This is a genomic window from Pseudovibrio japonicus (assembly GCF_014651595.1).
Classification (GTDB): Bacteria; Pseudomonadota; Alphaproteobacteria; order Rhizobiales; family Stappiaceae; genus Pseudovibrio; species Pseudovibrio japonicus.
Genome location: NZ_BMXE01000001.1, coordinates 249,693 through 265,371 on the forward strand (window position 1 = coordinate 249,693; position 15,679 = coordinate 265,371).

General features: G+C 51.8%; 14 protein-coding genes. 5 read left to right on the plus strand and 9 right to left on the minus strand.

Annotated features, from left to right (window positions below; all coding sequences use genetic code 11):
• Window positions 1–26: 26 nt before the first annotated feature.
• The 4 genes from IE076_RS01025 to IE076_RS01040 form a co-directional block, all read right to left on the minus strand.
• Window positions 27–1,373 (minus strand): outer membrane protein assembly factor BamB family protein, encoded by a 1,347-nt coding sequence (locus IE076_RS01025; RefSeq protein WP_189434576.1) that lies wholly within the window; start codon window positions 1,371–1,373, stop codon window positions 27–29.
• Entirely contained in the window at window positions 1,374–2,045 is a 672-nt protein-coding gene (locus IE076_RS01030; RefSeq protein ID WP_189434579.1) for a tetratricopeptide repeat protein, read from the minus strand. It abuts the gene before it with no gap.
• Between the two features lie 226 nt (window positions 2,046–2,271).
• Window positions 2,272–2,850: an NnrU family protein gene (locus IE076_RS01035; protein ID WP_189434581.1), complete on the minus strand. Its 579-nt coding sequence runs from the start codon at window positions 2,848–2,850 to the stop codon at window positions 2,272–2,274.
• A gap of 162 nt (window positions 2,851–3,012) precedes the next feature.
• On the minus strand, window positions 3,013–3,591 hold the full coding sequence (locus IE076_RS01040; protein WP_189434582.1) for an NnrU family protein: 579 nt from the start codon (window positions 3,589–3,591) through the stop codon (window positions 3,013–3,015).
• Window positions 3,592–3,866: 275 nt separating this feature from the next.
• Here IE076_RS01040 and IE076_RS01045 point away from each other — a divergent pair, with 275 nt between their 5' ends.
• Window positions 3,867–4,175: a PilZ domain-containing protein gene (locus IE076_RS01045; protein ID WP_189434584.1), complete on the plus strand. Its 309-nt coding sequence runs from the start codon at window positions 3,867–3,869 to the stop codon at window positions 4,173–4,175.
• A gap of 108 nt (window positions 4,176–4,283) precedes the next feature.
• Window positions 4,284–4,625, plus strand: a complete 342-nt coding sequence (locus tag IE076_RS01050) for a TraR/DksA family transcriptional regulator (RefSeq protein ID WP_189434586.1) — start codon at window positions 4,284–4,286, stop codon at window positions 4,623–4,625.
• A gap of 65 nt (window positions 4,626–4,690) precedes the next feature.
• On the opposite strand, the gene guaA is transcribed toward IE076_RS01050, so the two are convergent.
• Together guaA and IE076_RS01060 are read right to left on the minus strand one after the other, a co-directional pair.
• Window positions 4,691–6,238 (minus strand): glutamine-hydrolyzing GMP synthase, encoded by a 1,548-nt coding sequence (guaA, locus tag IE076_RS01055; protein WP_189434588.1) that lies wholly within the window; start codon window positions 6,236–6,238, stop codon window positions 4,691–4,693.
• 115 nt (window positions 6,239–6,353) lie between these two features.
• Window positions 6,354–6,848, minus strand: a complete 495-nt coding sequence (locus tag IE076_RS01060; RefSeq protein ID WP_189434589.1) for a MarR family winged helix-turn-helix transcriptional regulator — start codon at window positions 6,846–6,848, stop codon at window positions 6,354–6,356.
• 310 nt (window positions 6,849–7,158) lie between these two features.
• Between IE076_RS01060 and IE076_RS01065 the strand changes: the two genes are divergently transcribed.
• Window positions 7,159–8,385, plus strand: coding sequence for a tetratricopeptide repeat protein (locus IE076_RS01065; protein ID WP_189434591.1), 1,227 nt, complete (start codon window positions 7,159–7,161; stop codon window positions 8,383–8,385).
• A gap of 78 nt (window positions 8,386–8,463) precedes the next feature.
• Here IE076_RS01065 and IE076_RS01070 read toward each other — a convergent pair whose 3' ends face one another.
• Window positions 8,464–9,756, minus strand: coding sequence for an RsmB/NOP family class I SAM-dependent RNA methyltransferase (locus tag IE076_RS01070; RefSeq protein ID WP_189434593.1), 1,293 nt, complete (start codon window positions 9,754–9,756; stop codon window positions 8,464–8,466).
• A gap of 97 nt (window positions 9,757–9,853) precedes the next feature.
• Between IE076_RS01070 and IE076_RS01075 the strand changes: the two genes are divergently transcribed.
• On the plus strand, window positions 9,854–10,141 hold the full coding sequence (locus tag IE076_RS01075) for a hypothetical protein (protein ID WP_189434594.1): 288 nt from the start codon (window positions 9,854–9,856) through the stop codon (window positions 10,139–10,141).
• Between the two features lie 49 nt (window positions 10,142–10,190).
• Here the strand turns inward: IE076_RS01075 and IE076_RS01080 are convergent, their stop codons facing one another.
• Together IE076_RS01080 and guaB are read right to left on the minus strand one after the other, a co-directional pair.
• Window positions 10,191–12,155, minus strand: coding sequence for an acyltransferase family protein (locus tag IE076_RS01080; protein ID WP_280514282.1), 1,965 nt, complete (start codon window positions 12,153–12,155; stop codon window positions 10,191–10,193).
• A 287-nt stretch (window positions 12,156–12,442) separates the two neighbouring features.
• Entirely contained in the window at window positions 12,443–13,945 is a 1,503-nt protein-coding gene (gene guaB, locus IE076_RS01085; protein WP_189434597.1) for an IMP dehydrogenase, read from the minus strand.
• Between the two features lie 329 nt (window positions 13,946–14,274).
• Between guaB and IE076_RS01090 the strand changes: the two genes are divergently transcribed.
• Entirely contained in the window at window positions 14,275–15,675 is a 1,401-nt protein-coding gene (locus IE076_RS01090) for an MFS transporter (RefSeq protein WP_189434599.1), read from the plus strand.
• Window positions 15,676–15,679: the final 4 nt, after the last annotated feature.

The window sequence follows — 15,679 nt, forward strand, 5'->3', positions numbered from 1 at the left end:
GAATACTCCTCGTCTGGTCTACGGCGCTAGTTCAGCGCCGCAACCGCTCCGTCACTGGTGAGGACGATCATACGTCCACCAGCAACAATTGGTGATACAAATACGCCGTCAGTTACTTTCCGCGAAGCGGATGCCTGACCGGTTTTTGCATCCACTGATGCAAGATAACCGTTGCTGGACACGGCGTAGAGCTGGCCGTTGGCCAGAATTGGACCTGCCCAGTTGACATTTCTGCCGCCACCTTCACCAGTTGGCAACTCGGTCGTCCAGAGAAGATTGCCGTTTCTGCTTGAGATTGCGTGCATCTTGTCATCCAGGCCAATCAGGAACACGGTTCCCCCGGAAACGACCGGCGTATGTACGGCCCCGAAATCAGCCTCCCATAGACGCTCGCCATCTCCCAATGAAATGCCCAGTGTCCGGCCAGAAACGGAGGATGCCACAACCGTATTGCCAGCAATGACCGGGCTTGCGGAAACATCTGTCAAACCGGATACTGCGCGAGTACGGAAGGACCGCGCAACGGTATCGATCCATTTAGGCTCACCGGTGTTAATGTCAAGCGCCATAACCTCGCCTGAGGAAAAAGGCACAACAACGGTGCTGCCGGAAATTGCCGGATTTGCGGAGGAAAGCAGGCCTGCGTTCTCTGCGATACCGGCGAAGGACCAGGCCTGCTCACCATTTGACTGATTCAGACCGATCACTTCGTTGTCTTGTGTTACAACCACGACCATGCCGTTGGAAGCAGCTGGAGCGCCGCGCGCCGGGGTATCCAGCGTCGTGGTCCAGAGAACGTTTCCGGCCTTATCAAGCGCGTACACATTGCGGTAGGCAGTCGCGACGAAGACCCTGCTTCCATCAAGCACAACGCCGCCGCCTGCTGCGACTTCCCCTTCGTTTCGCGGTCTGAGGTCTTTGGTGAAGACCTGAGCGCCACCTGTTGTCAGTGCAACAAGGTTTCCGTCTGACTTATAGACGTAGATGCGCTGCCCATCAGAAACCGGACGCGCTGCTGTGCGCGGGTTGCTGGCACCAATACGGAAGAACCCTGCACGACGAACTTGGCCGATATTGGAGGACCATGCCACGTTACCGGTAACATTGATCGCAATGTTGCCGGGATCATTATTTCGTGGTCCTGCAGCAGCTGGCCAGGTTGACCCACCTGTGGCAGCGCCAATGGTGGCGGCTGCACCTGATGCAGAAGACGTTACTGTGCCCGTATAAAGTGGCTGACGATCGCCCTCAAGGAATTCATCATCGCCGCCGAATGGATTTAAACTGGAAAGAGAAGAACAACCTGCCAGCGTCAGCGCTAGCGCGCTGGTTCCAATCAAAGTCTTCCAAGACTTTCTTTTGGTTTCGCCCACTTATTCAGTCCCCTTTTCGTCTTCGCCCAATGCAGAGGTAATCAGTTCAAGATAGATCTGTGCCCGCCCGGAAATATCTGATGGTGCTGCTGGATCACCAACAATTTCACTAAAGCGAGTGCGTGCTGCTTCCAGATCACCAGCCTTGTATTCAGCTGCCCCCAGAATTTCCAGTGCTGAGAAGCGCCAAGTGTTGCCTGCAACGGCAAGTACTTCGGTGTTTTGCTTCACCGCAGCCAGATCGCCGCTGTCCAACAAAAGATATGCTGCGCGGATGTTTGCAAGACCCTTGTAGACTGTTGGAGTGGAGCTGTCAGCTGCGACATCTTCAAAAGCCTTGATCGCGTCTTCGTTTTGACCTTGCAGTGCCAGTTCAGTTCCGATGCGCATTCTGGCCATCATCGGATAGCCACCAATGCTGCTTTCCATGGAAACGAAAGATGCTTGAGCTTCTGCATGATTGCCCGCCTCTGAAAGCTTCACGGCTTCCAGAAACTCTGCGCCAGCGGACTGAGACTGCTTGTTCTCCCAGTATTCATAGCCGCGATACCCTGCAGTACCTACAACGATAAGACCTGCTGTCAGGTATACAAACGGAGCAAAGCGCTTCCAAAGCTTTGAAAACTGGTCGCTTCTTACTTCTTCATCGACTTCGCGAAAAATGTCGGACATAACTTCAAATGTTCCTGCAGCAACGATTCTTAGGTGTGTGGTATCCCAATGGGCGGCGTCACATTAAAACCAACAGAGCCGCAGGCAAACCTCTTCCCCTACCTCTTTCAACCGATTAGTGGCATATTTAGGGCAAGAAAAGAGTTTTCCCACCTACATTTGCAAGAGCAAATGCAGGAGAGAACCACTTTTATATCTGTCTTGAAACCTTAACACATGCAAAAGGTCAAGCTACGATCGGCACACCGATCAAAATTGCATGTAGTTTCCACACGAACAGGCCATAAACAATCAGACCGAGGACAACGGAGATTACATCGTTTCTCACGGCATTTGGATAGTCGTGGACCGGCGGTGTGACCCGTTCGCGGCGGGCAATGGAGATTCTGACAATGATCGCCCAAATCAGGAATGAACCAAACAAAAGCACTGAATACGGTTCACCATTGGCGAACAGGTGCGCAACTGCCCAGAATTTTGTTGCGTTGATGAGCGGGTGCTTGGTGACACGGGTAATGTTGCCCTTTAGCTGAGAGGCAAAGAAAAGCGGAAAGACCGGCAGCATCAGCAGCATGGTCACATGGCGGCCCCAGCTTGGTGCCACATACCACGGCGCATAGTCTCCATTCCATGCAACGCCAAAACCATAAATAGCGACAACCAGGCCACCCAGTGCAACGATTGTGTAAAGGCCTCGATACCCATTGAAAGAAAGACGCTCTACGAGTGTCTCTCTTAGTCCTGAGAAGGACGGGATCAGATGTACCAGAAGAAAAGCAGCAAGGCCGGAAATCAAATAAGTCATAAATTGTTCTCTCCCAAGATCAACCGGCACAACGTATTTCACGCAGATCTGAATTGCAAAACAAACTTTACCCTTACGAAAGGCTCAAAAAAAGACCGCCTGCATGACTGACAAGTCACACAGACGGTCTGCGTTTGTTGCTTAGATTGGGAGACGCGCGATTTATGTGAGGATCGGCATACCGATCAGCAGTGTGTGCACCTTCCACACGAATAGACCATACAGCAAGACGCCCAGGACTACGCTGATGATGTCATTGCGGAGTGCGTGGGGGAACTCCTCGGTCTCAGTGTTCTTACGGTTGAATTTCTTCAGAGAGATTCGTGCCCAAATTGCCCAGACAAGGAAGCCGCCAAACAGGGCCACCGAATATGGCTCACCATTGACGAGCAAGTGTGAGATCGCCCAGATCTTTACAGCAAGGATCACCGGGTCCTTGGTCCACTTGGCGATATTACCGCGAATGAATTTCGCAAAAACCAGAATGAAGACCGGCAGCAGCAGCGTCATTGCCAGATGGCGCATCCAGAACGGTGTTATATAGAGCGGGTACCAGTCCTCCTGACGTGCCAGAGCAAAGCCGTAGATCATGAAAAACAGACCAGTCAGCACGATCAGTGAATAAAATACTCTATACGGATTTAAGCCAATGCGCTGGACAACGGAATCACGAAGCCCAGGGAATGATGGGAGGAAATGAATTCCCAAAAAGATAAAAAGCCCGAGAAGTAGCAGCGTCATCGAGTGAGCCTTTAGATTTGTTTTTTACGTTTAAGCCCAAAGTTGAGCTTATGCACTTTTGCAATACGCTGTGAAATATCAATGGCCTCAATATTCCTTGCGTAAGCACTTACTACATTTACCCAATTCTTTTTCAAAGAGCCCTTGAGATCCTAGAGGGTTTCTAGGTAAATCAGGATGGGTTATTTACCTGCATATATCATAACTTGACTGTGTGACTCCTATTTTTTGATAGGTATTAGGTCCCTCAACAAAAACACCACTTGGAAAGTTCTATGTCCGATAGTGATAGTGCAACAGCAAATGCTGAGCGTCGCCGGGCTTATCGCCGACGCACATTAAAGGAAGGACGCATTGTTTTCGCAAACCACACCATGGTTTTCGACTGCACTATTCGTGATTTATCCGATTACGGCGCACGCCTGAAGATGGAAACAACAATCGATGTGCCAGACGAGTTTTATCTCTATCTGGTTCATTTACGCCAGCGCGTGCAAGTTGAAGTGCGCTGGAGAACTCCAGACTCACTTGGCGTTGAATTCGTTGGCGAAAAGCAAACCGTTTCCAGCCTGATGAAAATCTAATGTGCCTTCCCAAACGCCCATTTTTGATGGGCGTTTTTGTTTTACTTGCGCAGCTTCTTCTTCCTCCCTCATACTGACTTCATCACGGATTGGGTGGGAGATGATCTGATGGTACTGACCCTTGACGAAGCACAGGGCTTACTTCTGGCGCGCAGGAAGGAGCTTAGTGAACTCTCCGAGATTTCCGAGGCAGACCGTGCAACCGTTGCCCTTGATCAGCAATCGGTTGGGCGCCTGTCCCGTATGGATGCCATGCAGCGCCAAGCCATGGCCCAAGCCAATGACCGTCAGCGAGCCAGAGAGCTACAGCGAATCGAGAGCGCCCTGCACCGGATCAAAGAAGACGAGTATGGTTTTTGCCTGGAGTGTGGAGAAGACATTCCCGAAGCGCGCCTGCGCGCCGACCCGGCTGCTCTATACTGCGTCCCCTGCGCAAAATTATTTGGGTAGCTGGGCAGCCTCTTAAGCTCCTCAAGAAAAAAGCCGGGGTGGTACCACCCCAGCTTTCAATCAGTTTATTCCCACTCAATGGTGCCTGGAGGCTTGGAGGTGACATCATAAACGACGCGGTTGATGCCGCGTACTTCGTTGATGATGCGGGTCGCTGCCCGGCCAAGGAATTCCATGTCGTAGTGATAGAAGTCTGCTGTCATTCCGTCTACGGAGGTTACTGCGCGCAGAGCACAGACGAACTCGTAGGTGCGGCCATCGCCCATAACGCCTACGGTTTGCACCGGAAGCAGAACAGCGAAGGCCTGCCAGATGGCATCGTAAAGACCAGCTTTGCGAATCTCATCCAGATAGATGGCATCTGCCTGACGCAGAATATCCAATTTTTCGCGGGTGATGCCGCCCGGACAACGGATCGCAAGGCCCGGTCCTGGGAATGGGTGGCGTCCAATGAAACTGTCTGGGAGACCAAGCTCACGACCTAAATCGCGCACTTCATCCTTAAACAGCTCACGTAGTGGCTCAACCAGTTGCATATTCATGCGCTCTGGCAAGCCGCCCACGTTGTGGTGAGACTTGATGGTCACAGATGGGCCACCCGTGAAGGAGACGCTTTCGATTACGTCAGGATACAGGGTTCCCTGCGCAAGGAAGTCTGCCCCACCCAGCTTTTTCGCCTCTTCTTCGAAGACCTGAATGAAGAGCTTGCCGATAATCTTGCGCTTTTCTTCTGGATCGGATTTACCCTCCAGTTCGCCGATAAAGAGATCAGAAGCATCGACATGAATCAGCGGCAAATTATAGTGCTCGCGGAACATGGAGACGACCTGTTCAGTTTCACCAAGACGCATCAACCCATGATTCACGTAGATACAGGTGAGCTGGTCGCCAATAGCTTCGTGGATCAGTACGGCTGCAACAGAGCTGTCAACGCCGCCGGACAAGGCACAAATGACCTTGCCATCACCAACCTGATCACGGATCGCCTGAATGGCCTGCTGGCGGTATTCCGCCATTGTCCAGTCGCCTGAACAGCCTGCGATCTTGTGGGTGAAGTTCTCGATGAGCTTTGCACCATCTGGAGTGTGCACCACTTCCGGGTGGAACTGAACGGCATAGAAGTGGCGTTTCTCGTCTGCAATTGCTGCAAACGGCGCGCCTTCTGAAGTGCCGATCACTTCAAAACCCGTCGGAAGGGAGACTACACGGTCACCGTGGCTCATCCAAACCTGATGGTTTGAGCCTTGGTCCCAGCAACCTTCGAATAAAGGAGAAGGCTTTTCAACTGAAACAAAGGCGCGACCAAACTCTTTATGGTCGGATGTAGCAACTTCGCCGCCCAACTGGGCACACATGGTCTGCTGACCATAACAAATTCCAAGGACAGGGATACCTGCCTCGAATACGATCTGGGGTGCGCGCGGGCTCCCCATTTCAGTCGTGGATGCCGGACCACCTGACAGGATCACTGCTTTTGGATTCATCTCCTTAAAAGCAGCTTCTGCAGACTGGAACGGAACGATCTCGGAGTACACACCAGACTCGCGCACGCGGCGCGCAATGAGCTGAGTGACCTGAGATCCAAAATCAATTATGAGGATGCGGTCAGTCATGCGCAGCTTCTACTCTGAACGCATTGATTTGGGAAGGTCTTTTGAACGGAAATTTCTGAGTTACGTAAAGAGCGCGAGGTGTTTTTCTGTGTGCAGTTGAAAGCGGCCCAGCCTGCTACAAAATCGACTGCTCATGTTCTTCGATTCTGCTCATCATTTGCCCCAATCTGATGCGCTCCTGAACGTCCAGTTGTGGCAACAGATTCTTCTCAAGTTGTTTAAGCTGCGCCTCCAGTGCCCGCAGCACGACACGGCCATCCTCGGACAGGTTCAGGCGCACGAGGCGCCGGTCTCTGGGGTGCTCTTGCTTTTTAATCAGGTTTGCTTCGGTCAGGCGCTTAACCGCCCTGGACACAGCCACTGTATCCAGCCCGATCACCGGCCCGAGCTCGCGCACGGACACAGCACCCAGCCGTTCCAGTGCGCTGAGTACCAACCAGGACGGCAAAGACAAGCCATAGTGCTTTTGCAGATGCTCTGAGAGACGACGCTCGATGAAGCGGCCTGTTGCGATGATGCGCAAAGGCAGATAGTTGAGCAGCTCAACGTTGTGTTCGTCTTCAAACAAACTTGCCTGTGTCGTTAATTTGGCACGGTATTTCTCCGCCATAACCCTTTTGCCCTGCGTCGAATGCTTTGCTTCATTCCATTGCCCGGCAAGAAAACCGGAAAATGGTTAATCTGACTTGAATATTGGTGATTATTCCAAGGCACTAGTCCTTGAATGTGGTTTTGATGCGTTCAATATCATCTATCCACGCCTTCCTACAAGATCAACCCGCTCCACCTTTGACGCTGATTTGCCAAGCGCTTAGGCTTTGTGGTGCATAGGTACGAATTTGATTCGCAGAATTGCCTGTCAGCAGATCCATCACACTGGATCTACGGACGGCACTGCCCAACAAGGGGGTCCGTAAAAAGTGACAGAGACACTGCGTGGAACGCCGGACACAAACACCCGGCAAGAGAAAATCAACGCCGCGCTGGATGCGGTTGCCTATCTGGAACAGGAAGAGCGCTTTGATGAAGTGATTCCTGTTTATCAGGATCTTGTTGGACGCTACCCCGACGATGTGGAACTGCTCTTCAAGATGGCAACAATCATGTTGCGCAATGGCGACCTGCGAGAAGCTGTCGCGCACCTGCGCAAGGTGTTGTTTATGAAGCCAGAACACCTGGCTGCACGCGCCAATATGGGCAATGCGCTGCTTTTGCTGGGCTATTTGGAGCAGGCTAAAGAAGCCTTTGACGCTGTTGTGGAAGCTGAACCCAACAACCGCAATGCGCTTTACGGGCTTGCCACCATCTTGATCAAGATGCACGGACATGCAGAGGCAGAGCCTTACGCTCGGCGTCTGGTGCAGGAGATTCCCGGCAGTGCGGCTGCCCTCTCTCTTCTAGGGGATGCACTCAGCGCGGAGACCAAAGCCGAGGCGGCAACCCTGAATTACCGCGCTGCATTAAGAATTGATCCGGAGTATGTCCCCGCCCTGCTCGGGATGGCAAAGCTTCTCATTATTCGCAAGAAGAGCGAGGAAGCACTGGAAACTTTGGAAAAAGCGCATGATCTACAGCCGCGGAATGTGGAAGTTCTGATCGCGATGGGCCACGCCTATATGCTGGATGAAAACCACTCAAGCGCTGTTGAAAGTTTTGAACTCGCCCATGCGTGCGAGCCAGATAGCGCTGCTGCACTGGTTCATCTAAGCATTGGAAAGCGCAAGTTGGGGCTGGTTTATGCGGGCGTTTACCACGCTGCGGAGGCGTGGCGGCTTGCACCGGGTAACAAGCAGGTGAGCAATGCTCTTGGCGCTGCACTGGCTGCAGCTGGTGCCACTGATGCCGCTCGCGATGTGCTTACCTCCAAATCCAGAGGTAGCCAGTTCCTTGAGGCGACAAAGGCGGCGATCAAAGAGATTGAGTATCTCGCCGAGCAAGGGTATGAGCGGCCCGTTCGCGAAGAGAAGGCCGCCCCTCAGGTTTCAGAGCCGGATGAAACTACAGAAGAGCCGGTTGAGGAAGAGGCTGACAAAAGCCAAGTTGACGAGGCTCAGGCTGAAGAGACTGTTTCTGAAGAGGAAACTGCAGACGCAGCTGAAAGCGCACCAGCAGCTGCGGAAGAGCTGGAAGAGAAAGCCTCCAGCTAAGGTTGATGGCGTCTGGCGTTAAAGGCATGTCGCATTTAACTGGCGACATGCCTCTCAATAGCTCACAAATTACTGAGACTAGCTTCGTTCCATCATGGCAATGAAAAAACCATCGGTGCCGGTGTGGTACGGTGTTAGCGTGATCATGCCGCCGTCCTTGAACAACGGGCGACGTGCGGTCACATCACCGAAATGCTCTTCCCAGACTGGTGCCAAGTCGACCAGTTTGAAGTCAGAGTGTCTTTCGAGGAACGCCAGGACTTGCAATTGGTTTTCTGCCGGGACCAGCGAGCAAGTCGCGTAAATCAACTTGCCGCCTTCGCGAACAAAACGGGTCGCTGTTTCCAGTACCTGCGCCTGATCTTCAACACGACCATTAAGCGCATTTTCGGTAACGCGCCATTTGGTATCTGGACGGCGGCGCCATACACCTGTTCCGGAACACGGCGCATCCACGAACACGCGATCCATCTTACCTTCGCAAATCTCCAATGAGCCGGTCTGCGGATCGATGGTCTGGATGTTTCTTACGCCGGCGCGGGCCATACGATCATAGAGCGGGGCCAGACGTGTTTTGTGAGCGTCAAAGGCATAGATCTGGCCTTTGTTCTGCATTTGCGCCGCAAGAGCGAGGCTTTTGCCACCGCCGCCGGCACAAAGGTCCAGCACCTGTTCTCCAGGCTGTGCACCAGACAGGATAGAAGCAATCTGCGAAGCTTCGTCCTGCAGTTCGAACCAGCCTTTACGAAAGCTTTCTTCCGCTTGTACATGCGGGGATTTGCGCGGACCGACAACTGGCTCCAGACGAACGCCAACGGGTGAGAGGCCGCTTGCTTCTGGATGAAGATGAGACAGGCGCTTGAGTACTTTTTCCTGAGAGCTTTTCAGCGTATTTACGCGCAGGTCAATTGGTGCGCGCTCGGACAAAGACTGTCCAACGGCCAGCGCTTCCTCACCGAAGTTGTCCTGAAAATGCGGCCAGAGCCATTCCGGGATATTGGCGGATATCTGGTGGTTGTCACTGACCTGCTTGTTCTCGACAAGTGCGGTACGTTCAGCATCTGAAAGCGGCTCAGGTGCGTGGCGATCCTCTTCGATCACCTGATCCAGCTTTTCGACCGAATTGCCCCAGCCCCAGATGTAGGTTGCCAAGACAAGCGCGCGGGCGGTGTCTGAGCCCATGGCCTGCGCATGGGACAATCTGTGGCGCAGCGCGTCGAACACGAGATTGCCGATCGCGACGCGGTCGCCGGACCCTGCGAACCTGTGTTTATTGCCCCAATCCTTCAAGGCTTCCTGCACAGGACGGCGGCGCTCATTGATCTCTGTCAGCACTTCAATTGCAGCCGCAATTCGTCCACCGTCGCGCATGAATGTTTCCTAATTCCGTAAATTTTAATTTTTCGATTTATTCGTTTGGCATTGCAGCGTTTAGGCCAATACTCAAGGCTTTTCAATAGTGCATAGCATGCGTGAGGCAAACCTCACAGAAACTCCTTCAACAATTTCTTGGGTGTTACCTTATTGCGGCCAGCCTAGCTTAGGAGTTAACGACGCAAATACAGCGATTTACAGATCAAATCCGCAATCTCGTGACGCACAGCTCATTTCGCTGGAGGTTTCGCTCTGTTTAACTGAGCGATCTGAATTGCAGGTGCGCTCGCTTAAGGTGGGAAAGAATATGCACCTGCCATCTTCTGCGCGTCATTTTGAGTACCTAAAGCAACTTGTTGCCCGCTTCCACGAAGAACAGTGAAACCCTTCGACAGATAGAGGATTAAACAACGCGTAGAATAGTTGCCAGATCACTGAGAAAACAGCAGTTCAGAAAGCACTTCATGCGCCACCTTAGACGAGCCTACCGAATTTAAATGGTTATAGTCATAGTAATAAATGGAATCACCTTCGAACGCAGAGCAATTCTGCCCTTCACAAAAGAGCTGCTTCACATCCGCAATAGTTGCTCGATCACTGTCACTGATCACATCACTTAGCCACTCATCCATCTTAAATTGCTCAGCGATATGGTCTTCTTCATTCATGTTGCAATTCTTGGGTACATGATAGCCTTTCAGAAATTCCATCCGGCATTCACGCGCTTTATCATTCTCTTTGAATTGTGGCGCTTGAGTTACAACAATCACGCTTTTTTGTAGTCCAACAATCCTATTTATCGTCTGCGCCAGTTTTTCCCGCTCGACCAACCAGTCATCACCCAGACTCGAGACGGAATCGGCAATGTGGTGTTTCTCAGAGGCAACGAAAATTTCGTTATAACGAGACCAACGAGCAGCAAGAATTACAGTCTCTATCTTCTGATTGCTGGACAAGTAATCAAGGGCTAGGTTGCTATATCTCAGACATTTGCGGTTCTTTGTTTCATCTTGAAATTTAATATTCATGATAGGCGGACACCCGCCCTTGGAGATTGATATTGCAGCAGTGTTTTGGTTCCGCAAAATCTTGTTAAGACCATACTCGAGGTGTCCTGCATGAGAGTCCCCCCACAGCAAAATGCTTGGTGTCTCTGATTTTGCGCCTATCAAGCAAAATATTTCGTCATCGCGACATACAGTGTTGTACTCTTTTTCCAAGCGAACCATTTCCGTATATCGGTACGGAGTTACAAGAAGTAATAGGTCCTCATTCGTCACTAAAAAGCTGATCGGCAGGATTACAGTAAGGGCACTTATTGGGAGTACGGCACGCCATCGAACAGCTCCCAGTGGCGATCTGGTCCTGAGCGGGCATTCTACAAATTTGTATAAACAGAGTGCGAGCGCAATTGCGCTGACCAGCCCCGTTATCCGAAGCACATCATCAATCTCCTCCTGCCTAAGATAAATATTTATGAAGACAACAATAGGCCAATGGACCAAATACAGACTATAGGAAATTGCTCCGACTGCTCGCAGAGGGCTGAGGCTCAGAAAGATCCGCGATAGGGAGTTTGGCATTTGCCCGGTTACCAAGAGAACAGCACAGGCCAATGTGGGGATTACTGCCTGAAAGCCAGGCCAAGGTGCGGATGTGGGTGTCCAAGCCATCACAAAGATCGTCGCGATCGCCAACAGTTGAATTAGGTTTATGAAATTGGACTGACTTGTAACTCTGTTTGTTTGCAGTAATAGCGCTGCAGCCGCTCCAAAGCCGAATTGCCAGAGACGGGTAAGGATCGAATAGTACGCAACTTCAGGGTCTGTCACTAACAGGATTTGCGCTGCAATGAATGACATAAGCGATACTACCGCGACCGCCTGAAACTTCCTGAGCAAACTCTTCGTGCGGATGAAGTAAAGAACAAGAGGCCAAAGGAGATAGAATTGTATCTCAACCCCCAAAGACCAAAGGTGGAGCATGGGATTGGCGATTGCGTCTGTGCCAAAGTAATCAGCTTCGGATGGCGCCACGACATTGTATGAAAAGAACGCCGAAACGATCAATCCATCTGCGACCTTTCCCAGATTGAAATAGTAGGGATGGGATACGCATAAAACTACAATACCCAACAGCACCAAATAATAGGCCGGAGCGATACGCCAGAAACGATTTTTGTAAAATCCGAATACGCCTGACAGGCTCCAGTCAAAGACTGGATTCACAATGATCTGAGTCATTAGGAAACCGGATATAACGAAGAAGATGTCAACGCCAATAAAACCAGAGGATACCTTCAGCAAGTCGAAATGAAACAGAACAACCAAGAGGACTGCAATTCCTCTCAATCCCTCAATGTCTGTTCTAAACGCAGTACCCTTAGGTGTTGGCATAGGCCCAGATATACCGAACCCAGTAACCGCAACGTAATCCGCGCATATCCGTGGTGGGATATCTCGTAGCCCTGGCGGCAATCGTTAGGTGTGCTACCCAGAGTACCGCACCCGGTGATAGGGCAATTCATTGAACTACCAGACAGATCGCTCATTGCCCCATCAGCTTGGAAAGCGAACTCCCTGCACATCGCAGGTCCCATAAAACTTACGGCTACCTGATTTAACATCAGATAGCCGTAAGCCAATGTAATCAAAAGAAGAGATTGTCGCTCAGCGCAACGGCGTCAAACAGCGCCGGGATAGTTCGGGCTTTCTCTGGTGATGGTTACGTCGTGAGGGTGGTTTTCTCTCAGGGATGCGCCGGAGATGCGGACGAAGGTGGCGCGTTCTTTGTATTCGTTGAGATCTGGTGCACCAACGTAGCCCATGGAAGCACGCAGGCCGCCTGCGAGCTGGTGAAGCACGGAAGAGAGAGGGCCTTTATAAGGAACCTGACCTTCAATACCTTCCGGAACCAGTTTCAGTTTGTCGGAGACTTCTGCCTGGAAATAGCGGTCTGCAGAACCGCGCGCCATAGCACCGACGGACCCCATACCACGGTAAGCTTTGTAAGAGCGACCCTGATGCAGGTAAACTTCGCCTGGGCTTTCTTCCGTACCGGCCAGCAGGGAACCAACCATGCAGGAACCAGCGCCTGCGGCAAAGGCTTTTGCCATGTCACCAGAGAATTTAATGCCGCCATCTGCGATGATCGGCACATCCGCCTTGGCAGCTTCTTCTGCACAATCAAGGATCGCGGTCAGCTGAGGGACACCAACACCGGCAACAACGCGGGTTGTGCAGATGGAACCTGGGCCGATGCCCACTTTCACAGCATCTGCGCCTGCATCAATCAATGCTTTTGTTGCAGCCGGGGTTGCCACGTTACCAGCCACCAGCTCCACATTCGGAAAGCGCTTCTTGATGGCTGCAACTTGATCGATCACAGCCTGAGAATGGCCGTGGGCGGTGTCGACAACCAGCAGGTCCACCTGGGCTTCGATGAGCGCTTCTGCGCGGCGCATGCCTTCCGCACCAACGCTGGTTGCTGCACCGGCGAGAAGACGGCCCTGAGCATCCTTAGAGGCGTTCGGGTTAAGTTTGGCCTTTTCCATGTCTTTAACGGTGATGAGGCCAACGCAGCACTGATTTTCGTCCACGACCAGAAGCTTTTCAATGCGATGTTGGTGCAGGAGGCGCTTGGCTTCGTCCTGATGAACATTGTCACGCACTGTAACCAGATTGTCCCGCGTCATCAGTTCGCATACCAGCTGCTCAGGGTTTGAAGCAAAGCGTACGTCGCGGTTGGTGAGGATGCCGACGAGGCGTCCTGTGGCTGCTCCACCACGACCGCCATTTTCAACGACCGGCACACCAGAAATTTTGTGGGCTTCCATCAGGTTGAGGGCATCTTCCAAGGTTGCGTCCGGACCAATCACCAGTGGATTGACCACCATGCCGCTCTCGAACTTCTTCACCTGACGGACTTCTTCGGCCTGACGCTCAGCGGTCATATTCTTGTGAATAATGCCGAGACCACCAGCCTGCGCCATGGCGATTGCAAGGCGACCTTCTGTCACCGTGTCCATTGCGGAAGAGAGAATCGGCAAATGCAGCTGAAGATTGCGTGAGACCCGCGAGTGCAGGTTAACCTGCGCTGGCATGACCTCGGAATGCCCTGGGAGGAGCAGAACATCATCAAAAGTCAGCGCTTCGTGACCATAGGATGGTTCGTAAAATGTAGGCATCGCCAAGTTCCCTTCGGATGTGTATAGACCGCCCTGACCCACTCCCTGCTCAAGTGGATTTGACTGCAGAGTTGCCTGAATTTCTAGAGAAGTTGACGCGGGTCACTACCACGGCTTTTGTGATTTGGAAAGGGGGAAGTTGTTGATTTAAGAATGACACCTGCATAATTTTTGCACCCCGCCTTGATTTCACTCAATTTCAACGCACTGCAATAACTGTTGGTAGACTGTGAACCACTAGGGTGGCCTTCGGTTTGTAAACCACTTGATGAGCCCGCAGAAGTCTTTGAGCAGGCTTGTCCATTTTCTCAAAATCGAAAGCCCGAAGCATGCCACACCGCCTTCGAATGACGACTGTGATCGTTGGCATGACACTGTTGCTCATCCAGCTGGATGGCACGGTATTGGGCACTGCGATTCCCACAATCGCGCGAGACCTGGAGATCGACCCACTTTCCTTGCATCTGACCATCTCGCTCTATCAACTTACGCTCGCAATCTTTATCCCCATGTCGGGCTGGGCGGCTGATCGGTTTGGATCGAAGCGTTTATACATTACAGCAGCCCTGCTGTTCTTAACTATGTCGCTTGCCTGCGCGTTTTCCGCCAACCTCACACAGTTACTAATTGCGCGCAGCGTGCAAGGCCTTGCAGGTGCGTTCTTGATGCCGATCGGTCGATTGACTGTCATACGGATGGCAGGGTCCAAAAACCTCGTTCAGGCGATGGTTTGGGTGGTCATACCGTCCGCATTCGGGACGGCCCTCGGCCCCTTCATCGGCGGCGTGATCGTAAATTACCTGAGTTGGAGATGGATCTTTTTGATCAATGTCCCAGTCTGCATTGCAGCCGGTATGATGAGCAGTTTCTATTTTCGCAACTACAAGAGCAAGGACAAAATACCCTTTGACTTTCTGGGTTTTGCACTACTTGGTAGCACTGCCGCGTTCCTGCTTTCCGGAATCACAAACCTGATGAGATTTACCAATGATGCGTCAGTCCCAATCGGATTTTTCGGGGCCAGTCTGTTATGCGGCTTGGCGTTTACATGGCATTCGAAGCGCGCGCTCCATCCTCTAATTGATTTGAAACTCTTCGAAAACGCAAGTTACCGCCTTGCGAGTATGGGGCAGATCCCGTTACGCATCGGAGTGTCTTCTTTTGCGTTTGTTATGCCTTTAATCCTGCAAATCCTGATGGGGTACAACACGCTGGTTACTGGTCTGCTTATGGGGGCGGCTGCAGTTGGGGCCTTGCTTTCAAGAATCGTTGCTTACCGCCTGATCAAATCTCTCGGCTTTCGCGGCACATTGATACCATTCATAGCAGTGCTCTCCACGCTTACACTGGCCACCGGCTTTGTATGGCTTACTAAATCAATTGCGGCTGTCGCGCTGCTCAGTCTACTTATTGGATTTTCTCGTAGTGTTGTGTTTACTTCATCCAATACGGTCAGTTACACAAATCTCACCCGAAGACTAGTCAATCCAGGTGTGAGCTTTGCAAGCCTTGTGCAGCAGCTTTCAATTGCGCTTTCCGTTGGTTTTGCGGCAGCGGTATTGCATATCTTCCAGAGTATCACAGAAGAGCCCACACTTTCGGGACCAGACTTTATCTGGCTGTCCATCCTCACTGGTTCGATCACGTTGCTTTCGGTTGCGCTCTATTGGCTCCTGCCAGCAGAGCTTGGAAAGCATAAGCTGAACGATGAAGCATATATGCAGCAATAAAGAA